This is a genomic window from Pseudonocardia sp. MH-G8, from assembly GCF_002262885.1.
Classification (GTDB): Bacteria; Actinomycetota; Actinomycetes; order Mycobacteriales; family Pseudonocardiaceae; genus Pseudonocardia.
Genome location: NZ_NKYF01000003.1, coordinates 85,145 through 102,880 on the forward strand (window position 1 = coordinate 85,145; position 17,736 = coordinate 102,880).

Here is a 17,736-nt window from a genome sequence, read left to right on the forward strand (position 1 = left end):
GCCGAGGGGCCGACGACCACCCCGCCGCCGCGCGGCGATGGACCTCCGCGACAGCAGGCGCGCCCACCCCTCATTCCCGCCGGACAGCGTCTCACCTGCGACGACGGGAACACATCGACATCGGACAACGGTGGGCCGGAGGCCGGTGCGGGTAACCGACGATCGTAGCGGGAGCACCCGGTGCTGGGAAGCGCGCGGCGCTGACACCGAACCCGGGTTGCCTCCTGCAATTGCAGCGAGCACTGCCACCACGTACTCTCATCGCTGCACGGCAGTCCCGTCCTAGCGGGAGCAGGTGGTCGTGATGGTGTGGTCGATGTTCATCGGCGGCGGGTTCGGTCTCCTCATCGGGCTCGCCGTGCTCGTCGGGCAGATGCAGGCCCAGGAGAGCGCGTGGCGTGCGATCGCACGCGAACGCCGCGAGCTCGGCGAGCAGCGGCGCGAGCTGGCGAAGGCGGAGTTCGACCGGTGCTCCGACTGCCACCGGCGGCGCGGGCGCTGACCCGCAGCGCTCAGGCGAAGTCGAACTCGCCGGCGCGCACCCCCGCGACGAAGTCGCGCCACTCCTCGGTCGTGAACAGCAGCGGGAGCGTCTCCGGGGACTTGCCGTCGCGGACGGCGATCCCGCCGTCGGGCGCGACGCCGACCTCGACGCAGTTGCCGAGCGAGCAGAAGCTGCTCACCTTGTAGTCGATCACTTCAGGGCCTCTCACGGGGAGCGATTCTGCTGGCGTAACGAGCGATGAGCGCACGCGACGCGTCCCGATCGAGGGAACGCGCGGCAGCGTCGGCGAACACATCCTTGTACAGGTCCACATCGGACTGCGATTCGAGGTAGTGATCACCGGCGGGGCCCTCCGCGTAGGCCACGTCGGAGGCGACCGCGTCGTCGAACTCGAGGATCACGAAGCGGCCGAAGTGGGCGCGGTGCACCCCCACGGAGAACGGGAGGACGTGGATCGAGACCCCGGGCAGCTCGCTGACGTCGAGGAGCGCGCTCAGCTGCTCCGCCATCACCTCGGTACCGCCCGTGAGCCGGGAGAGCACCGCCTCGTCCAGCACCGCGCTGTAGCGCAACGGCGCCGAGGCCCGGCGGAGCGCCTGCTGGCGCGCGAGGCGCAGCCTCACCAGCTGCTCGATCTCGTCCCGGCTGTGGTGCGGCAGGAGCGCGCGCATCACCGCCCGCGCGTAGTCCGCCGTCTGCAGCAGACCGTGCAGCACCGAGAGGTCGAAGGTCCGGACCGCGACGGCTTCCGACTCGAGCGCCGGGTAGCGCCCCGACAGGTCGAGGACGAACCGCTCGGGGGCGACCCCTTCCGTGTACGGCTCCCACCAGCCCTGCTCCCGGCTGTCGCGGACGAGCCGCATCAGCATGTCGCGCTCGGTGTCGGACTCGACGCGGTAGATCTCCATGAGCCGCCGCACGTCCGCGGGCTTCGGAACACCCTTGCCCGTCTCCAGGCGCGACACCTTCGAGGTGGAGCAGGGCACCTGGCGCGCGACCTGCTCCAGGTGCAGTCCGGCCCGACTGCGGAGGCGGCGCAGCTCGGCGCCGAGCCGCCGCCGCGGACCGGCGGGTCCGGGCGCCGTCACGGGCGCGCTCCGCAGAATCTCCACACAATCGTCATGCAATCCCACCGCCTCTGCAATTGCACTGACGCTCCTGGTCCGGCATCCTAGAGCCGAGCCCGCAGCGTGATCGAGGCGACACACAGCGGGTCGGCGTCCCGGGAGAGGAGGCCACGGTGAGGACACGACGACACCGGGATCCCCTCCGCAGTCCGAAGACTGACCAGCGTGACTCCGCAATCTGGAGCCGCTGCATCCCGTCCCGGCAGGTGCCGGGGTCCGAGCCGGTCCGACCGATCGTCGCCCGGCACAGCGCACGGGAAAGGGGTCGACCGTGAACACCAAGAGGACGAACACCAAGAGGACGAACACGAAGAAGACGAACGGCAGGACGCGCACCGCACGCACCACGATCCGACCGGGGCGGTGGTCGCCGTGAACGCCGTGATCGTCGTGATCGTCGCCGGCATCGTGCTCCTCGCACTCATCGCGATCATCGTCGGCGTCGTCGACTCGGCGCAGGCGCCGAGGCGCCGGATGCTGGCAGCCGAGAGGCGGGCCCGGTGGGAGGCCACCCGGACCTACGAGTTCGAACCGGCTCTGCTCGATGACCCGTGGGACGACGACTGAGTAGACGCGTCCGGTCGCAACGCCCGATCTAGAGGGCGCGGCGGCCGGACAGCGCTCGGCCCAGCGTGAGCTCGTCGGCGAACTCGAGGTCGCCGCCCATGGGCAAGCCGGAGGCGAGCCGCGTGACCGAGAGCCCCGGGAAGTCCCGCAGCAACCGGACGAGGTAGGTGGCCGTGGCCTCGCCCTCGGTGTTGGGGTCGGTCGCGATGATCACTTCTGCGATGTCGGTCTCGTCGGTGGCCGGGCCGGTGCCACCGAGGCGAGCGAGCAGCTCCCGGATCCGCAACGTGTCCGGGCCGACGCCGGCGAGCGGGTCGAGCGCACCCCCCAGCACGTGGTAGCGCCCCTTGAACTCTCGGGTGCGCTCCACCGCCAGGACGTCCTTGGGCTCCTCCACGACGCAGACCAGCGTGGGGTCGCGGCGGGCATCGGAGCAGTACCGGCAGCGCTCCCGCTCGGAGACGTTGCCGCACACGTCGCAGAACCGGACTCCCTGCTTGACCTTCTGCAGGACGTCCTGGAGCCGCGAGACGTCAGCCGGGTCGGCGGCGAGCAGGTGGAACGCGATGCGCTGCGCGCTCTTCGGGCCGACGCCGGGAAGCCGGCCCAGCTCGTCGATCAGGTCCTGGACCGGTCCTTCGAACACGGCAGGAGATCAGCCCTAGCTCAGGCCGGGCAGGCCGAGGCCGCCCGCGGCATCGCCGAGACCACCCGCGAGGGGGCCCATCTTCTCGGCCTGCAGCTCCTGCGCGGCGCGAGCGGCGTCCTGCATCGCGCCGACGAGGAGGTCCTGCAGCGTGTCGACGTCCTCGGGGTCGACCACCTGCGGGTCGATCCGCACCGCACGCACCTCGCCCGCGGCCGTGGTGGTGACCTGCACCAGCCCGTTGCCGGCCTGGCCCGTCACCTCGGTGGACGCCAGCTCGGCCTGTGCGGCCACGAGCTGCTCCTGCATCTTCTGCGCCTGCTGCAGGATCATCTGCATGTCGGGCTGACCCGGTTGCACCAGCGGTCTCCTCGCACCTCGTGCCTGCGCCGGCGCGGCCGGCTCCACTGCCAGGCTAGGCCATCCCGCAACGGTCTCGGCGGCCGGACGATCCGGGGGCGGTGCGCCGTTCGCGCCCTGCCACGCTGGGCGCCGTGCGCACCCTCCGATGGGCCCTCCTGCTCGTCGCGGCCCTGGCCTCCACCGGCTGCACCGGCGCGGCCGCCGCCCCCGCCACTGCCCCTGTCCCAGCCCCGGCTCCTGTCCCGGTTTCTGCCCCGGCCCCGCCGGTGGTGGTGCTCGACCCCGGGCACAACGGCCGCAACGGCGCCGAGCCGGGCGCGATCCGCCGGCAGGTGTCCGACGGGCGCGGCGGGATGAAGGCCTGCAACACCACCGGCACCGCCACCGACGCCGGATATCCGGAGCACGCGTTCAACTTCGACGTGGCCACGCGGGTGCAGCAGCGGCTCACCGCGGCCGGTGTGCAGGTCGTGCTGACCCGGCCGGACGACGACGGGGTCGGCCCCTGCGTGGACGAACGCGGCCGGGCCGGGGAGGAGGCGGACGCCGCGGCGGTGGTCTCGATCCACGCCGACGGGGCCGCCCCCGGTGCGGCGGGCTTCCACGTGGCCTACTCCGCTCCCCCGCTGAACCCCGCACAGGCCGGACCGGCGCAGGAGCTCGCCCGCGTGCTCCGCGACGCCCTGCGCGACGGCGGCTTCCCGGACTCGGACTACATCGGCGACGACGCCCTCTCGCCCCGCGCGGACCTCGCCGGTCTGAACCACGCGACGCGCCCCACGGTGCTGGTGGAGTGCGCCAACATGCGCAACGCCGACGAGGCCGCGCTCGTCTCCTCCCCCGAGGGCCGCGACCGCTACGCCGCCGCGATCACCGACGGCGTGCTGGGCTTCCTCGGCCGAAAGGGCTGACCCGGGTCGCGGCACGCCCATGATCACCAGATCGGCGCAGAAGCGGCAACATGCGGCCGCCCTTGCACCCATCCGGCGATCATGACCCGGATGGTTCGCTCCGTTCGGGAACGGCACCACAGCCAGTCGCGCGGGCAGCCGGCCGCGACGGGCTCGTCGTGGACTGGCCTGGGCCCGCGCCGGGGACGGCCGCCCGGACGACCACGATATTCGTGGTTGTGTCCAACCCGGCCGCTCTCGGCGCGAAGGGTGAGCTCGGCGCCGGACCGACTGCGAGCGAGACCCAGCTATGGGGTGGGGCAGGAGGTCCCGAGCCGGGGACGGCGCGCCCACCGCAACCCGGGCTACGAGGCAGGGCCACGGGGAGCAGCGACGGCGGGACGCGCGGTGCCGGGTCGAGAGCGTGCGCACGCACCCCGTCTCTGCTCACGCTCCCGGATTCGGCCCTCGCGACCCGTCCGGGTGGCGCAGGGTGCGTCGGCGCAGTCGCGCCGCGGCGGCGGGCCTACCGGTGGTCGCGGACCGGCCGCCGCACGGCCCGGTGAACGTTCGTGGCCGCCCTGCTAGCGCTGGTCGATCGCCCGGGCGCCCAGCTGCGTGGTCAGGAGCTCGATCGCGGCTTCCTCGGGGTCGCGGCGCACGGCATCGGCATCGCTCACGGGGACCGCGGCCTCCGCGAGCATCGCCTCCTCGTCGTCGTCGGGCGGGGCGTCGTCGTCGGGCGGCTCCGGCGGGAGCGGCACGCCGTCCTCCGGTGCGCCGCCCGTCGACCGGCGCACCGGCGGCGGCCGGTTCGCGCGCGCCGACGGCGGGGCGGCCTGCTGTCGCTGCGGGGCGTCGCTCGGCGCCGGGCGCCGGGGTGGGGCGCTGCGGGCCCCACCGGACGGGGCCGGGGCGGCGGCCGGGGCCTCGCCGTGCTCGCACCGCACCTGCCACCGCACACCGAGCACGGTGTGCAAGGCGGCCGAGACGATGTCGGCGTTGCGCGGCTCGGACAGGCGCCGGGCGAGCGACGGGGCACCGATCCCGAGCACGAGGGTGTCGCCCTGCACCGCTCGCACCGTGGCGTTGACCAGCATCGCCTCGATGCTGCGGCTCTGTGCCCGCGCAGCGGACAGCACCTCCGACCAGACCCGCCGCACTGCAGCGGCGTCGAGGCTCGTGACCTCGCCTGCTCCGGCCGGTGGCGGCGGTGGGGCGGACGACGGCGCGGCGGGCTCCTGCGTCGCCGCCGGCTGCGCGGCCGGCCGCTGCGGCGCCGACCCGGCCCCGGGCGCCTGCTGTTGCCCGGCCGGTTGCCGACCAGCCGGTTGCGACCGGACCGGCTGTTGCGCGGACGGTGCGCCCGGGGCCGGGTCCTGTGACGCGGCCGGCTGCGGCGCCGAGGGCCGCTGCGGCGCGGACCGGGGCGGCTCCGCCACGGGCGCCGAGGGCTGGGACGGCGGCGAGTCGGGCTCCGGGGGCTGGGGCGGTGCGGCAGCCGTCTCCGGACGTTCGGGGCGCCCCCGGCCCTGCACGGCCACGGGCTGGTCGGAGCCGGTTCCCTCGCCCGTCTCGGGTGCCGGAGCGGCCTCACCGGGAGCCGCGGAAGCGGCCGCGGGGACCGAACGGTCCCCCGCCCCCGCCGACGGCGCGACGCTCGGCCTGCGGAAGGTGCGCCGCGCCTCGCCCGCCGCGTCGGCATCCTCGTGGCCACCCGGTGCCGCAGCGATCGCGTTGCGCCGCTCGAGGCGTTCGAGCCGCTCCAGCAGGCCGGGCTCGGCCGTGGTGGCGGCGGGCAGCAGCATGCGGGCACACAGCAGCTCCAGCAGCAGCCGCGGCGCGGTGGCGCCGCGCATCTCGGTGAGCCCGGTGTGCACGATCTCGCCGTACCGCGCGAGGGTGGCCGCGCCGATCTTGCCGGCCTGCTCGCTCATGCGCGTGATCTCGTCGGCGGCGGCTTCGACCAGACCACGCTCCGCGGCCTCCGGAACCGCCTGCAGGAGCACGAGGTCGCGGAGCCGCTGCAGGAGGTCGGCGGCGAACCGGCGCGGGTCGTGCCCGGCCTCGACGAGCCTGTCGACGGCCTCGAACACCGCGGCGCGATCGCCCGCGGCGAGCGCATCGACCACGTCGTCGATCAGGGCGACGTCGGTGACGCCGAGGAGCGCCACCGCGCGCTCGTAGGTGACCCCCTCCGGGCCTGCGCCGGCGAGCAGCTGGTCGAGCACCGAGAGGGTGTCGCGCGCCGACCCGCCCCCGGCGCGCAGCACCAGCGGGTAGACCGGCGGCGCCACGATGGCGCCCTCGTCGGCGCAGATGCGCTCAAGCAGCTTCCGCAGCGTTCCGGGCGGGATGAGCCGGAACGGGTAGTGGTGGGTGCGGGAGCGGATGGTGGGCAGCACCTTGTCCGGTTCGGTGGTGGCGAACACGAACACCAGGTGCTCCGGCGGCTCCTCCACGATCTTGAGCAGGGCGTTGAAGCCCTGCGTGGTGATCATGTGGGCCTCGTCGACGATGAACACCCGGTAGCGCGACTCGGCGGGCGCGAAGAACGCGCGATCGCGCAGCTCGCGGGTGTCGTCGACGCCGCCGTGCGAGGCGGCGTCCAGCTCCGTGACGTCGATGTTGCCCGGACCGCCGGGCGCGAGCGAGACGCAGGACGCGCAGACGCCGCACGGATCCGGGGTGGGCCCCTGCTCGCAGTTGAGCGAGCGGGCCAGGATCCGGGCCGAGGACGTCTTCCCGCAGCCACGCGGGCCCGAGAACAGGTAGGCGTGGTTGATGCGCCCCGACCCCAGAGCTGTGCTCAGGGGCTCGGTGACGTGTTCCTGCCCGACCACCTCGGCGAACTTCGCCGGGCGGTACTTGCGGTACAGAGCCAGCGCCACGACCGCGAGGCTACCCACCGCCACCGACGCTCCGGAACGGCGTGCCACCCCGCGGCCGTAGCGGGCGAAGCGGCGGTCAGCAGTGGCGGTGTGACCCGGAGGTCACTGCTCCCCCGCCGGGACGGGACCACTGGACGGCGGGCCGTCCGCCGTCCCAGTCGTTCCCCACGCCGTCCTCGTTGGTGCGCCAGAACCAGCCCGGGATCCTGCCCTCGGGCCAGCCCTCGGGTGTGTCCTGCCACGCCTCCATGCGGCCGCGGGCGGTCATGTCGAGCAGGGCGAGCGCGGGCATCGTCGCCTCGGCGCCCCTGCCGGTGACGCTGTTGGTGAGGAACACCCGGTCGCCGTGGCGCAGGAAGCACACCCAGGTGCCGAAGTCCTCGCCGCTCACGATCTCGTCCTCGACGTCGGCCACGGAGTACCAGTGGCGGGGGTAGCCCATGAACTCGACGAACGGCGCGAGCTCCTCGTAGGGGGCCTTGGCGAACACGGCGAACGAGACGCCCCGCGCGTGGAGGTAGACCGGGTCCTGCACCGCGAAGTAGGTGAGGGTGCAGCCCGCGCACTGGTTCTCGAACGGCTCCCCCAGGTGCCACATGTGCTTGTAGACGACGAGCTCCTCGCGGCCTTCGAACAGGTCGAGGAGGGTGCTCGGCCCGCCCGGCCCGATGACGGTGGTGCTCGCGTCGACCTCCGTCATCGGCAGCCTGCGGCGGGCCGCGGCGATCGCGTCCCCCTCCCGGGTGTGCGTCTTCTCCCGCACCAGCAGCTCGTCGCGGGAGGCCCGCCAGGCCTCCCGGTCGACGATCGGCGGGACGGCGACCGCGGGCGACGTCTCGTTGCTGGTGATGTGGTCCTCGCGCGTGCTGGTCATGCACTGCTCCCTCGATCGGACGGGCTTCGCTGGTACAGACCGGCGCGCCCGCCGGAACTCATCGATCGGCAGACCCACCGATGACGGACGAGGGGACTGGACCGAGGGGCGGTGTGACGCTGGGGCCGGGGAGCCGCGGCTCGACCCGGACGAAAGGGGACCCCGCGCACCCGCCAGAGCCCGTTGACCCTTGCTGCCTTCCGGCCCTGGGGGAGTTCACAGGATGGACGCCGCGCGGGGTCCGGGGACGAGTGTAGACGGGTCGCGAGCCGCGCGAGCGACCCGTCTATGCTTCACGGCGGAGGATTCGCCTAGTGGCCTATGGCGCACGCTTGGAAAGCGTGTTGGGTTCACGCCCTCGCGGGTTCGAATCCCGCATCCTCCGCAGGTGAGACCGGGTGCGCAGCACGATCGCGCACCCGGTCTCGTCGTTGTGGTGGCAGTTGTGGTGGCGTTCGAGCCTCAGGAGGATCGTCAGCCGGCCTTCCGGCGACCATCCGTCGGGGGCTTCCACGACAGCCCGCCCAGCTGGTCGGCCACGAGGCGCCGCATCGCAGCGCCGACGTGCTGGTACCTGGCCGCCATGGCGGTGCTCGACCAGCCCATCACCGCAGGCCGGCGTCGTCGGCGTGGCCGTGACCTGGTCGTGGATCAACGACTTGCCGGTCGGCAGCGGCACGGCGGGGGTGTCGAGGATCCGCTCGGCCGGCACGGCGACGCCCGCGCGCGCTTCCCCCAGAGACGCAAGAGCGTCGGTGGCCGCGGCAACGACGGCCTGGGCCACAGGGCGTGGAGGTGCGATCACATGTACAAGGCTCGGCTCAGGCGGACTCCGTACTCCGCGTCCGGGTTGGTGGTGCCGTCCCCGACTCTTTCCTGGATCGCGGCGACTGCCAGGTCACGCCTTCTCGGCAGGCGCTCCGCCTCCGCCGCCGCCAGCGCGCCCGGCATCTCCGCCCGCGTGAGGTCCGTGCAGTAGCAGGGTGCGCCGGGCTGCTGCCGCCACGAGTCCGCCAGCGTCCCGGCGTCGAACGCGTCGAGCCCAGTGTCCTCGACGAGCGCCATGGCTAGACGGCGATCCCGCTCACTGTCGGCGGCGACGGGGATGGCGATGCGATCCGGGCTGCCGGCGGGCTTGTCCTTGGTCGCGAGCGAGTGCGACCCGATCGCGTTCCATGCCTTGGCGACCGGTCGGCCCAGCTGCTCGGTGACCCACGAGCTCTCGACCTGACCGGCGTCGACGGCCTCGATCCGGTCGTCGCGTGCCGGGTAGTAGTTCGAGGTGTCGATGACGACCGTGTCGGCCGGCACATCGGCGATCAGCGACGCGACCTGGGGAATGCGGTTCAGGGGGATCGAGAGGATCACAGCGTCCACGTCCTCCACCACTTCCGCCGTGGTGACCGCGCGTCCGCCCGAGGACAGCACGTCGGCGTCGATCGTCTGCGGGCCGCGTGAGTTGGCCACCTTCACGTCGTGTCCCGCCGCGCTCAGCCGCTGCGTCACGGTCTTGCCGATGTGCCCGACGCCGAGAATGCCGATCTTCATGGGTGGTTCTCCTTGTGTCGATTGATGCCTTGATCCAGAGCTGGACGGCGTGCGTTAGCGCGCCGAGCAGGTCCCGCGGAGGGCGGCGCGAGCGCCCGTCGCGGCCTACGTTTCCGTTCCCGGGACCCCAGGGCCCTCGCGCCTCGGTCTATCCGCCGCCATCTCCCAGCCGGACCGCATGAGAGTGCTGAGCGCCTCGGGAGAGGACTCGTCGGCCAGGGCGGCGCTGTGGGCCCAGGCCGTTGCCAGCGTGCTGAGGAACAGGTCGCGTCCCCGCACCCAGGGCTTGGCGGCGCCCTCGCGCTGAGCCGCGCGGAGGAACTCCTCGGTGGTCGTGATGAAGCCCTGACAGGTGATCGCCAGGGGCGATTTTCCTCCGGTCAGCGCGGCTCGGAGAGGCTCCGGTAGGCCGTCGAAAGCGGTCACCCACTCGCCCAGCGCGTCCAGCCACTGGGTGAGCGCCACGCTGGAGTCGCTCTCCTCTCGCTGGATGGAGGCGCGACGAACCTCCAGCTCTTCGTCACGGGCCTGGAGCAGAGCGGCGAGCAGCGCCTCCCGGCTGGGAAAGTGCCGGTAGAGGGTGCCCGGGCCGACGCCGGCCCGCTTGGCGATGGCGTCCATGGAGCCGGAAATGCCGTGCTCGGCGAAGAACTGCTCCGCGACCTCGAGGATGTGCACGCGGTTGCGCTGCTTGTCCGCCCGCGGTGGACGCCCGTCGTTCCCTGCCTCGCCCATGCACTCACACCTCTCACTGACAGAGCGGAGACAGTCTCCGTATGCCGGTCAAACGGAGACTATCTCCTCATCCGCTTCTCTGCCGAACAGGTCCGCCGTTGGAACCTCGGTCGGCGACCTCTCCGCCGGCCTCTGAGCGATCGCTGCGGCCAACAGTCGCTTCCGGTGGTGATAGACCGTGTTCGGGGCACCGCACGCCGCCCGTCCGCGACCGGCCCCTGTCCAGCCGACGCGGGCCGGGCCGATCCGGGGGCGCTGTGCTCACGGCTCCTCGACAGCAGCGATGACGTAGCGCTTCACGTCCGCTCCCAGGATCCGTGCTGCGGTGTCCGAGTCCGGTCCGGAACCGCGGAACGCCAGGAGCTCGTCCTCGGACTCCCATCGCTCGAAGATGTTGATGCGCGCCGGGTCGACGGTGTCGGCCGTGATGGAGAAGTCCAGGCAGCCCTGCGCGCTGCGCGCCATGGAGACAGCCTTCGCTCCTTCCGCCACGAAGGCGTCCCGGTCCGTCGGTTCAGTGATCAGGTATCCAGCGACGATCAGCATGTGGGTGCCGACCACCCCGGAGTCCTGAAGTCATCGGTAAGGCACGTCTCGTTCGACGAGTGGGCCACACACCACGGCGTTCGTCTGAGATCCATCACTCCAGCAGGCCGCGCCAGCGGTCGGCCGACTCGGCGATGTCGAGGCTGACGCGCTCGAGGAACGCCCCCGTCCGGGACAGCCGCTGCCCCACGGGCCCGTCGAGCCCAAGCGCCTCCGCCGCGGCCGTCGCGGCCCGCGCCGAGTCGAGTAACTGCCGCGAGCTGAGCACGACCGAGCGGTACCAGGCGCCGTCGTCGACCACGTAGATGTCGCGACGTCGCTGCGGGTCCCGCTCTCGCCGGACGTACCCGTTCTCGACCAGATAGTTCACGGCCACCGAGACGGAGGCCGCGCTGACGTCCAGCCTGCGGGTCAGCTCGGCCGCGGTGCGCCGGCCGTCCTCGGACAGCAACAGGTCGAGGTGCACGCGCGCTGTCATCCTCGGCAGCCCCGCCCTGACGGCCAGCTCGATGATCCCCTCTCCCACCGCACCGACCGGCGGCCCGGCCTCGCGGGAGGCCGACGGCGTGCCGCGTCGCGCCCGCTGGACCGCGGCTCGGTGCGCCTGGCGGGGCCGGTAGCCGCCGGGACCGCCGTTGCGTGCGACCTCCCGGCTGATCGTCGAGGTCGGCCGGTCGACCCTCCTGGCGATCTCGGCGTAGGAGAGCCTGTCGGCGAGACCGGCCGCGATGCGCCGGCGGTCCTGCTCGGTCAACCGTCCTCCTGGCATGAGCGGCAGTATTACCTTCACCAGCATTCATTGCAACGCGGAGTTGCGTTCGCCCTCAGACCTTTGCATCAGTTTGTGCAAGTTGAGCTGGACATACACATTCTAGTCGATTGATCAGTTTCCGAATGCAACGTAGCCTTCGCAGTGTGCCGAACACCTTTGAGCGCGAATCGAGGGATGGCACGGATGCATCCCTCCACACCGTCACCACGATGCCGACGGCGCGTCGGCCCGGCTGTCCCTTCGACCCGCCCGCCGAGCTGATCGACGCCCGCAGGCACGGCCCGATCAGCCGCTATCCGTTCCCCGACGGGCACCAGGGTTGGCTGATCACCGGGTACGACCTGGTCCGGTCGGTGCTGGCCGACCCGCGGTTCAGCTCGCGCAAGGAGCTCATGCTCCACCACCCGTTGATCGACTACACCGGCGTGGAGGTTCCCCCGGCGCCGCCCGGGGAGTTCCTCCTCATGGACGAGCCACAGCACAGTCGCTACCGGAAGCCGCTGGTGGGCAAGTTCACCGTGCGGCGGATGCGGCAGCTCACCGAGCGCGTCGAGCAGATCACCGCCGACCACCTGGACGCCATGGAGGACGCCGGGCCTCCCACCGACCTGGTGACCGCGTTCGCCACACCCATCCCCGCCATCATGATCTGCGAGCTGCTGGGGGTGCCGTACCAGGACCGGGGTTCCTTCCAGGAACAGGTCATGTCGTTCATGAGCGGGGAGACGAGCGACGAGGACCTGATCGCGGCCTACACCGCGGTCCAGACCTACCTCGCGGAGCTGGTGGCCGCCAAGCGCGCGAACCCCACCGACGACGTGCTCAGCGACCTCACCGACAGCGACCTCACCGACGAGGAGCTGCGGGGAATGAGCCTGATCCTCCTCGCAGCCGGGCTCGACACCACCGCGAACATGCTGGCGTTGGGCACCTTCGCGTTGCTGCGCAACCCGGCGCAGCTGGCCGCGCTGCGCGCCGACCCCGCGCTCGCCGATCGGGCCGTGGAGGAGCTGCTGCGATACCTGAGCGTCGCCAAGACGTTCATGAGGACGGCACTCGAGGACGTCGAGGTGGGCGGCCGGACCATCACGGCCGGCACCACGGTGATCCTGTCCTACCACACCGCCAACCGCGACCCCGAGCGCTTCGCCGACCCCCACGTGCTCGACCTGGGCAGGCCCACCGCCGGGCACCTGGCCTTCGGCCACGGCATCCACCAGTGCCTGGGGCAGCAGCTGGCGCGCGTCGAGATGCGGGTCGCCCTCCCCGCGCTGGTCAACCGTTTCCCCACGCTGCGCCTGGCCGTACCCGCCGACGAGGTCGGCCTGCGCCCGGAGACCGCGGACATCTACGGGGTGAAGAGCCTGCCGATCACCTGGGACGTGTGAGGTCGCGGACGGCGGATCACCGTTCTCCGCTGCCCGGTGAGCCGGCCCCGGTGAGATGGCGCCGGAACCACGCGGTCAGGCCGGCGTCCACCTCGCGAGCCAGTGGCAGCTGCGGCGCGGGCTCGATGCCGGGCTCGTCGGCGAGGGGGTGTGCCAACCCGGGGATCGACAGCAGTTCGGCCCGGCTTCCTGAGGCCTCGACCAGGTCGAACGCGTCGGCCCGCAGGCCCGGGTGGTCCCGCTCGCCGCTGACGACCAGGAGCGGCGCGCGACCGGCGATGACGTCCGCCTTGGTGACGAAGTCCATGTCGTCGACGGCCTTCTCGGACTCGGCGTCATAGGGGTAGTCGCCCGGGAACAGGCCGACGACCGACCGCATCCGGATGGCGGCGTTCACGACGGCGGCCGCGAAGACCGGGATCCGGGTGTCGGCGAGGACCCGCAGCGCCACCGCCCCGCCCAGCGAACCGCCGAGCACGCCGACCGGGCCGTCGTCGACCGGGAGCTGCGCGCGGATCGACTCCAACGCGGCCGGGAACTCCCCGCTCGCCTGCAGGACGAACGGGTGCAGGACGGACATCAGGACGTCCTCGCGCATCAACTCCAGGCCGGCGTCCATGCTGCCGTCGACCATGCGCGCCCCGCACATCGGCATGCCGAGGTGCACCCGCCACGCGGGCAGGCCGTCCATCGGCAACGCGGCGGCGAACGCGGCATCGGACCTCGGGGCATCCAGCATGTGCCATGTGACGATCAGCGGCGCGGGGCCCACGACGGCGGGCCGCAGCGCGGTGAACGGCACTCCGGCGGCCACGCCCGTGATCGGTGGGAGCATGCGGCGACGGTAGGGCCACAGCTACGTGCCACGGAACCGGTTACGCCACCGGCGGAATCACCGCCCCTCACGCGCGCCGCAGCGCCCACGCCAGCCAGGCGCCTCCGCCGAGGACCAGGACGACCCCTGGCAGCAGCGACGCGACCGCGACCAGCATGACCCCGAGCGCGAGCGCGCAGGCGGCCCCGCAGAGGTGCAGGACGACGGCCGGGGACACCTCGCCAGCATGCCCCACGATCGGGCGTGGTCAGACCCGTCACCGACACCGGACGGCGCGGCCGCGGCACCGTATTCTGCGAATGGGCCCGCACCTGCGGCACCCCCGGACGAGGGACGTCGTACCCGGCACGACAAGACGACGCTCAGCATTCTGTCCCCTGGGGCAGTCGGAGGTGCGTCATGGCGTGGATGGTGTTGGTCGTCTCGGGTGTCCTGGAGACGGTGTGGGCGGCGGCGTTGAGCCGCTCCGAAGGTTTCAGCAAGCTCGGCCCATCGCTCGTCTTCGGCGTCGCGCTCGCGTTCAGCATGGCGGGGCTGGCCTACGCGCTGCGTGAGATCCCGGTCGGCACCGGTTACGCCGTCTGGGTGGGGATCGGCGCGGTCGGAACCGCCCTGTACGGGATGGTGGCGCTCGGGGAACCGACCACCGCGCTGCGGCTGTTGTGCCTGGTGGCGATCGTGGGCGGGGTCGTCGGCCTCAAGTTCGTGCACTAGGGCCCGGGGTGGGCCGATCAGGCGACGATCACGGATTGTCGCGCCTGTCACGCATTGGTGCGATCACGACCGGGCACTCCTCGACCAGCGGGTCGTCAGAGCGGCCCAGGGGCACTCAGGAGGAACCGTGACCGTCACCGGAATCATCAGCGCGCTCGTTGTCGGCATCATCGTCGGAGCACTCGGCCGTCTGGTCGTGCCCGGCAAGCAGAACATCCCGATCTGGCTGACCATCGTCATCGGCATCGTCGCCGCGTTCATCGGAACCTTCATCGCCGGAGCGATCGGACTCTCCACCGCGGGGTTCTCGATCTGGGAGCTGCTCGTCCAGGTCGTGGTCGCCGCGCTCGGGGTGTTCCTCGTCGCCGGCGCGTACAGCCGCCGCGGCGTACGACACTGACGCCAGGCCACACGACGCCGGGTCCACTTGCGCAGTGGGCCCGGCGTCGTCGTGCGTGGGGCGTGACCGGCCGGCGGGCGAGGCATGATCGGTCGAAAGCCGACCTGCGACAGGAGATCCATGCCGATCCCGCCCACCTTCGACGACGTCCGGGCCGCCGCGGAGCGGATCCGCGGCCACGCGCACCGCACGCCGGTGCTGACCTCGCGCCGCGTGGACGCCGAGGTCGGCGCCCGCCTGTTCTTCAAGTGCGAGAACTTCCAGCGGATGGGGGCGTTCAAGTTCCGCGGCGCCTTCAACGCGCTCTCCCGGCTGGACGCCGAGCAGGGCCGCGCCGGGGTGGTCGCCTACTCCTCGGGCAACCACGCCCAGGCCGTCGCGCTGTCGGCGCGCATCCTCGGTATCCCGGCCACGATCGTCATGCCGCACGACGCACCGGAGGGCAAGGTGGCGGCGACGCTCGGGTACGGCGCGTCGGTCGTGCGGTACGACCGCTACACCGAGGACCGCGAGGAGATCGGCCGCGCGCTGGCCGCGGACGGCGGGCTCGCGCTCGTCCCGCCGTACGACCACGCGGACGTGATGGCGGGGCAGGGCACCGCCACCCTCGAGCTGCTCGAGGACGTCGGCGAGCTGGACGCGCTGTTCGTCTGCCTGGGCGGTGGTGGCCTGCTCTCCGGTGCGGCGCTCGCCGCACGGGCGCTCTCACCCGCGTGCCGGATCGTCGGCGTGGAACCGGAGGCGGGCGACGACGGTCTCCGATCGCTGCGCAGCGGCTCCATCGTCCACATCGACACACCGGTCACCATCGCCGACGGCGCCCAGACCCAGCACCTCGGCGTCCTCCCGTTCGAGATCATCCGCCGGGACGTGGACGACATCGTCACCGCGAGCGACGCGGAGCTCGTGTCCGCGATGCGGGTGTTCGCGTCGACGATGAAGATCGTCGTGGAGCCGACGGGCTGCCTCGCCTTCGCGGCCGTGCGCCGGCTGCGCGCCGAGCTCGCCGGGCAACGCGTCGGGGTGGTCGTGAGCGGCGGGAACATCGACCTCGACCGCTTCGCGGCACTGGTCACGGGCTGACCGGCGGCCCGGGCCGCAGCGCCCCCTAGGATCCGCGATCATCCGACGACGGGATCGCGATGCCATCGTTGCGCGCACTGGCCGCCACCGCGGCCCTGTTGCTCTGCGGGGGATGCTCGATGGCCGGCGGACCTGCCGCGCCTCCCGTCGCCGACCCGACCCCCGCGCACTGCGCGGAGACGTCCGCCACCCCGACCACGGACCGGCCACCCGCCCTGGCCTCCACCACCAGTGCCTGGTTCGGGCAGGGAGACCTGTGGGTCGGCCTGCCCGACTACCCGCCCACCGCTCAGGGCGACGCCCTCGTGCTGCGGTTCCCCGTGGTGACGCTCGCGCGGGGTGAACCGACGAGCACGCGGGGCGCACCCGTCGTCACGGCCGCGCGCGTGGATGCGGCGGGCGAGGCGCCGGGTCAGATCGGTGCGTTCTCACGGGCGTACGGCACCGACGAGCTCTCCTTCTGGCCCGCCTCGGTCGCCTTCCCCGATCCCGGCTGCTGGGCCGTCACCGGGCTGCTGGGCAGCGCCTCCCTGCGGTTCACGGTGGCGGTGGCGCAGCCGTGACGGGTCAGGGCGCGAGCTCGACGGGCAGCGCGTCGACCCCGAACACGAAGGACAGCTTCCGGAACGACAGCTCCGAGGTCTCGGCTCCGAGCCGGATCCCGGGGAACCGCCGCACGAGCGCCGGGTAGGCGGCGCGCAGCTCCATCCGGGCCAGTTCGGCGCCGATGCAGCGGTGCAACCCGTGCCCGAAGGCGAGGTGGGGGCGGCCGGGACGCGCCGGGTCGAACCGTTCCAGCTCCCCGTCGACGCCGTCGCGGTTGGCGCCGCTGAGGGAGCAGAGCACGATGTCGCCCTCCTCGATCGTCTGGTCACCGATGCGCACGCGTTCACGGGCGAACCGGGGGAACGCCACCTGCACGACGGAGAGGTAGCGCAGCAGCTCGTCGACGAACGGCTCGACCGCGTCGTCGCGGTCGCGGATCGCGTCGCGGCTCTCCGGGTGCTGCAGCAGCACGATCGTGCCGAGCGCGAGCATGCTCGCGGTGGTCTCGAGCCCACCGGTGAGCAACCCGTCGGCCAGGCCCGCCAGCTCGTGGTCGGAGATGTCGTCACCGTGCTCGCGCACGAGCCTGCCCAGCAGCCCGTCACCGGGCTCCACGCGCTGCTTCTGCACGATCTCCAGCAGGTACTCCATCGACTCCGAGATCGCACCGAGCGACCCGTTGACCCCGCCCAGCAGGTCGAACCGGGTGGTGCTCAGCCGCTGGAACTCCGCGCGGTCGGAGTAGGGCACGCCGAGCAGCTCGCAGATCGTGAGCGACGGGATCGGCAACGCGAAGCTCTGCACCAGGTCGACCGGTCGGCCTGCCGCGACGGCCGCGGCCATCTCGTCCAGCTGACCATCCACGATCGCCTCGATGCGCGGGGCGAGCCTGCGCAGCCGGTGCCCGGTGAACTCGGGTGTGAGCAGCCTGCGCAGCCGGGTGTGGTCGGGCGGATCGGTGAAGCCCAGGCCCCCCGGGTTCTGCTCGGCGGTGATCCCGACGGTGCCGATCAGGTGGGTGAAGTCGTTGCTGAAGGAGCTTCCGGCCGCGAGCACCGTCCTGGTCTCCTCGTAGCCGGTGACCAGCCAGGCCCGCAGCCCGAACGGCAGCTTCATCCGGCTGACCGGCTCCGACGCACGCCGGTGGCCGAGCTCGGCCACCGGGTCGAGCCCTTCGCGCTGCAACGGCACGAGCGCCGAGTCGGGGAGCATCGACAGCAACGCGTCGGTGTCCCCCGAGCTCTTCTTGCGCCCCAGACGCAGGCGCGCGAGCGTTCGGATGATGCGTGCCCGGGCCCCCCGCATG

General features: G+C 72.5%; 21 protein-coding genes, 1 tRNA gene, 1 other RNA gene and 1 riboswitch. Of the genes, 9 read left to right on the top strand and 14 right to left on the bottom strand.

What is annotated here, in order from left to right; all coding sequences use genetic code 11:
• Positions 1 to 304: 304 nt before the first annotated feature.
• Positions 305 to 502 carry a hypothetical protein gene (locus tag CFP66_RS10150; RefSeq protein ID WP_143517200.1) on the top strand — a complete coding sequence of 66 codons (198 nt, stop codon included), beginning with the start codon at positions 305 to 307 and terminating at the stop codon, positions 500 to 502.
• A gap of 10 nt (positions 503 to 512) precedes the next feature.
• On the opposite strand, the gene CFP66_RS10155 is transcribed toward CFP66_RS10150, so the two are convergent.
• Both CFP66_RS10155 and CFP66_RS47110 read right to left on the bottom strand, forming a co-directional pair.
• Positions 513 to 713 carry a DUF397 domain-containing protein gene (locus CFP66_RS10155; protein WP_233159293.1) on the bottom strand — a complete coding sequence of 67 codons (201 nt, stop codon included), beginning with the start codon at positions 711 to 713 and terminating at the stop codon, positions 513 to 515.
• The gene (locus tag CFP66_RS47110) at positions 700 to 1,593 is read right to left on the bottom strand and encodes a helix-turn-helix transcriptional regulator (RefSeq protein WP_143517201.1); all 894 of its coding nucleotides are present in this window, start codon (positions 1,591 to 1,593) and stop codon (positions 700 to 702) included. The genes CFP66_RS10155 and CFP66_RS47110 overlap by 14 nt, the downstream gene beginning before the upstream one ends.
• A 411-nt stretch (positions 1,594 to 2,004) precedes the next feature.
• Between CFP66_RS47110 and CFP66_RS47115 the strand changes: the two genes are divergently transcribed.
• A complete protein-coding gene (locus CFP66_RS47115; RefSeq protein WP_143517202.1) occupies positions 2,005 to 2,199 on the top strand; it encodes a hypothetical protein in 195 nt (64 codons plus the stop codon).
• A gap of 28 nt (positions 2,200 to 2,227) precedes the next feature.
• Here the strand turns inward: CFP66_RS47115 and recR are convergent, their stop codons facing one another.
• Positions 2,228 to 2,845: a recombination mediator RecR gene (gene recR, locus CFP66_RS10165; RefSeq protein WP_094922540.1), complete on the bottom strand. Its 618-nt coding sequence runs from the start codon at positions 2,843 to 2,845 to the stop codon at positions 2,228 to 2,230.
• A gap of 15 nt (positions 2,846 to 2,860) precedes the next feature.
• A complete protein-coding gene (locus tag CFP66_RS10170) occupies positions 2,861 to 3,205 on the bottom strand; it encodes a YbaB/EbfC family nucleoid-associated protein (protein WP_233159295.1) in 345 nt (114 codons plus the stop codon).
• A gap of 134 nt (positions 3,206 to 3,339) precedes the next feature.
• Between CFP66_RS10170 and CFP66_RS10175 the strand changes: the two genes are divergently transcribed.
• Positions 3,340 to 4,119, top strand: a complete 780-nt coding sequence (locus tag CFP66_RS10175) for an N-acetylmuramoyl-L-alanine amidase (protein ID WP_094923059.1) — start codon at positions 3,340 to 3,342, stop codon at positions 4,117 to 4,119.
• A gap of 563 nt (positions 4,120 to 4,682) precedes the next feature.
• Here the strand turns inward: CFP66_RS10175 and CFP66_RS10180 are convergent.
• From CFP66_RS10180 to ffs, 3 genes are all read right to left on the bottom strand, one after another.
• On the bottom strand, positions 4,683 to 6,989 hold the full coding sequence (locus CFP66_RS10180) for a DNA polymerase III subunit gamma and tau (protein ID WP_094923061.1): 2,307 nt from the start codon (positions 6,987 to 6,989) through the stop codon (positions 4,683 to 4,685).
• A gap of 76 nt (positions 6,990 to 7,065) precedes the next feature.
• Positions 7,066 to 7,863, bottom strand: coding sequence for a DUF899 family protein (locus CFP66_RS10185; RefSeq protein WP_094922543.1), 798 nt, complete (start codon positions 7,861 to 7,863; stop codon positions 7,066 to 7,068).
• Positions 7,864 to 8,014: 151 nt separating this feature from the next.
• Positions 8,015 to 8,109, bottom strand: an RNA gene (gene ffs / locus CFP66_RS10190) — signal recognition particle sRNA small type.
• A gap of 54 nt (positions 8,110 to 8,163) precedes the next feature.
• Here ffs and CFP66_RS10195 point away from each other — a divergent pair.
• Positions 8,164 to 8,248: transfer RNA gene (locus CFP66_RS10195), tRNA-Ser, on the top strand.
• Positions 8,249 to 8,664: 416 nt separating this feature from the next.
• On the opposite strand, the gene CFP66_RS10205 is transcribed toward CFP66_RS10195, so the two are convergent.
• The 4 genes from CFP66_RS10205 to CFP66_RS10220 form a co-directional block, all read right to left on the bottom strand.
• Positions 8,665 to 9,411 carry an NADPH-dependent F420 reductase gene (locus CFP66_RS10205; protein ID WP_094922545.1) on the bottom strand — a complete coding sequence of 249 codons (747 nt, stop codon included), beginning with the start codon at positions 9,409 to 9,411 and terminating at the stop codon, positions 8,665 to 8,667.
• A 105-nt stretch (positions 9,412 to 9,516) separates the two neighbouring features.
• The gene (locus CFP66_RS10210; RefSeq protein WP_094922546.1) at positions 9,517 to 10,146 is read right to left on the bottom strand and encodes a TetR/AcrR family transcriptional regulator; all 630 of its coding nucleotides are present in this window, start codon (positions 10,144 to 10,146) and stop codon (positions 9,517 to 9,519) included.
• Between the two features lie 261 nt (positions 10,147 to 10,407).
• Positions 10,408 to 10,707 carry a putative quinol monooxygenase gene (locus CFP66_RS10215; protein ID WP_369805004.1) on the bottom strand — a complete coding sequence of 100 codons (300 nt, stop codon included), beginning with the start codon at positions 10,705 to 10,707 and terminating at the stop codon, positions 10,408 to 10,410.
• Positions 10,708 to 10,786: 79 nt separating this feature from the next.
• Entirely contained in the window at positions 10,787 to 11,446 is a 660-nt protein-coding gene (locus CFP66_RS10220; RefSeq protein WP_233159297.1) for a MarR family transcriptional regulator, read from the bottom strand.
• Positions 11,447 to 11,673: 227 nt separating this feature from the next.
• Between CFP66_RS10220 and CFP66_RS10225 the strand changes: the two genes are divergently transcribed.
• On the top strand, positions 11,674 to 12,852 hold the full coding sequence (locus CFP66_RS10225; protein WP_198961360.1) for a cytochrome P450: 1,179 nt from the start codon (positions 11,674 to 11,676) through the stop codon (positions 12,850 to 12,852).
• 16 nt (positions 12,853 to 12,868) lie between these two features.
• On the opposite strand, the gene CFP66_RS10230 is transcribed toward CFP66_RS10225, so the two are convergent.
• Positions 12,869 to 13,687 (bottom strand): alpha/beta hydrolase, encoded by an 819-nt coding sequence (locus tag CFP66_RS10230; RefSeq protein ID WP_094922551.1) that lies wholly within the window; start codon positions 13,685 to 13,687, stop codon positions 12,869 to 12,871.
• A gap of 67 nt (positions 13,688 to 13,754) precedes the next feature.
• A complete protein-coding gene (locus tag CFP66_RS47865; protein ID WP_158228059.1) occupies positions 13,755 to 13,904 on the bottom strand; it encodes a hypothetical protein in 150 nt (49 codons plus the stop codon).
• Positions 13,905 to 13,987: 83 nt separating this feature from the next.
• A riboswitch (guanidine-III (ykkC-III) riboswitch) is annotated at positions 13,988 to 14,052 on the top strand.
• 34 nt (positions 14,053 to 14,086) lie between these two features.
• Here CFP66_RS47865 and CFP66_RS10235 point away from each other — a divergent pair.
• From CFP66_RS10235 to CFP66_RS10250, 4 genes are all read left to right on the top strand, one after another.
• Entirely contained in the window at positions 14,087 to 14,401 is a 315-nt protein-coding gene (locus CFP66_RS10235) for a multidrug efflux SMR transporter (protein WP_094922553.1), read from the top strand.
• A 127-nt stretch (positions 14,402 to 14,528) separates the two neighbouring features.
• Positions 14,529 to 14,801 (top strand): GlsB/YeaQ/YmgE family stress response membrane protein, encoded by a 273-nt coding sequence (locus CFP66_RS10240; protein ID WP_094922555.1) that lies wholly within the window; start codon positions 14,529 to 14,531, stop codon positions 14,799 to 14,801.
• Positions 14,802 to 14,921: 120 nt separating this feature from the next.
• A complete protein-coding gene (locus tag CFP66_RS10245; RefSeq protein ID WP_094922557.1) occupies positions 14,922 to 15,884 on the top strand; it encodes a threo-3-hydroxy-L-aspartate ammonia-lyase in 963 nt (320 codons plus the stop codon).
• Positions 15,885 to 16,003: 119 nt separating this feature from the next.
• On the top strand, positions 16,004 to 16,447 hold the full coding sequence (locus CFP66_RS10250) for a hypothetical protein (RefSeq protein ID WP_143517203.1): 444 nt from the start codon (positions 16,004 to 16,006) through the stop codon (positions 16,445 to 16,447).
• Between the two features lie 4 nt (positions 16,448 to 16,451).
• On the opposite strand, the gene CFP66_RS10255 is transcribed toward CFP66_RS10250, so the two are convergent.
• Positions 16,452 to 17,735 (bottom strand): cytochrome P450, encoded by a 1,284-nt coding sequence (locus tag CFP66_RS10255; RefSeq protein WP_094922560.1) that lies wholly within the window; start codon positions 17,733 to 17,735, stop codon positions 16,452 to 16,454.
• Between the last annotated feature and the right edge of the window lies 1 nt (position 17,736).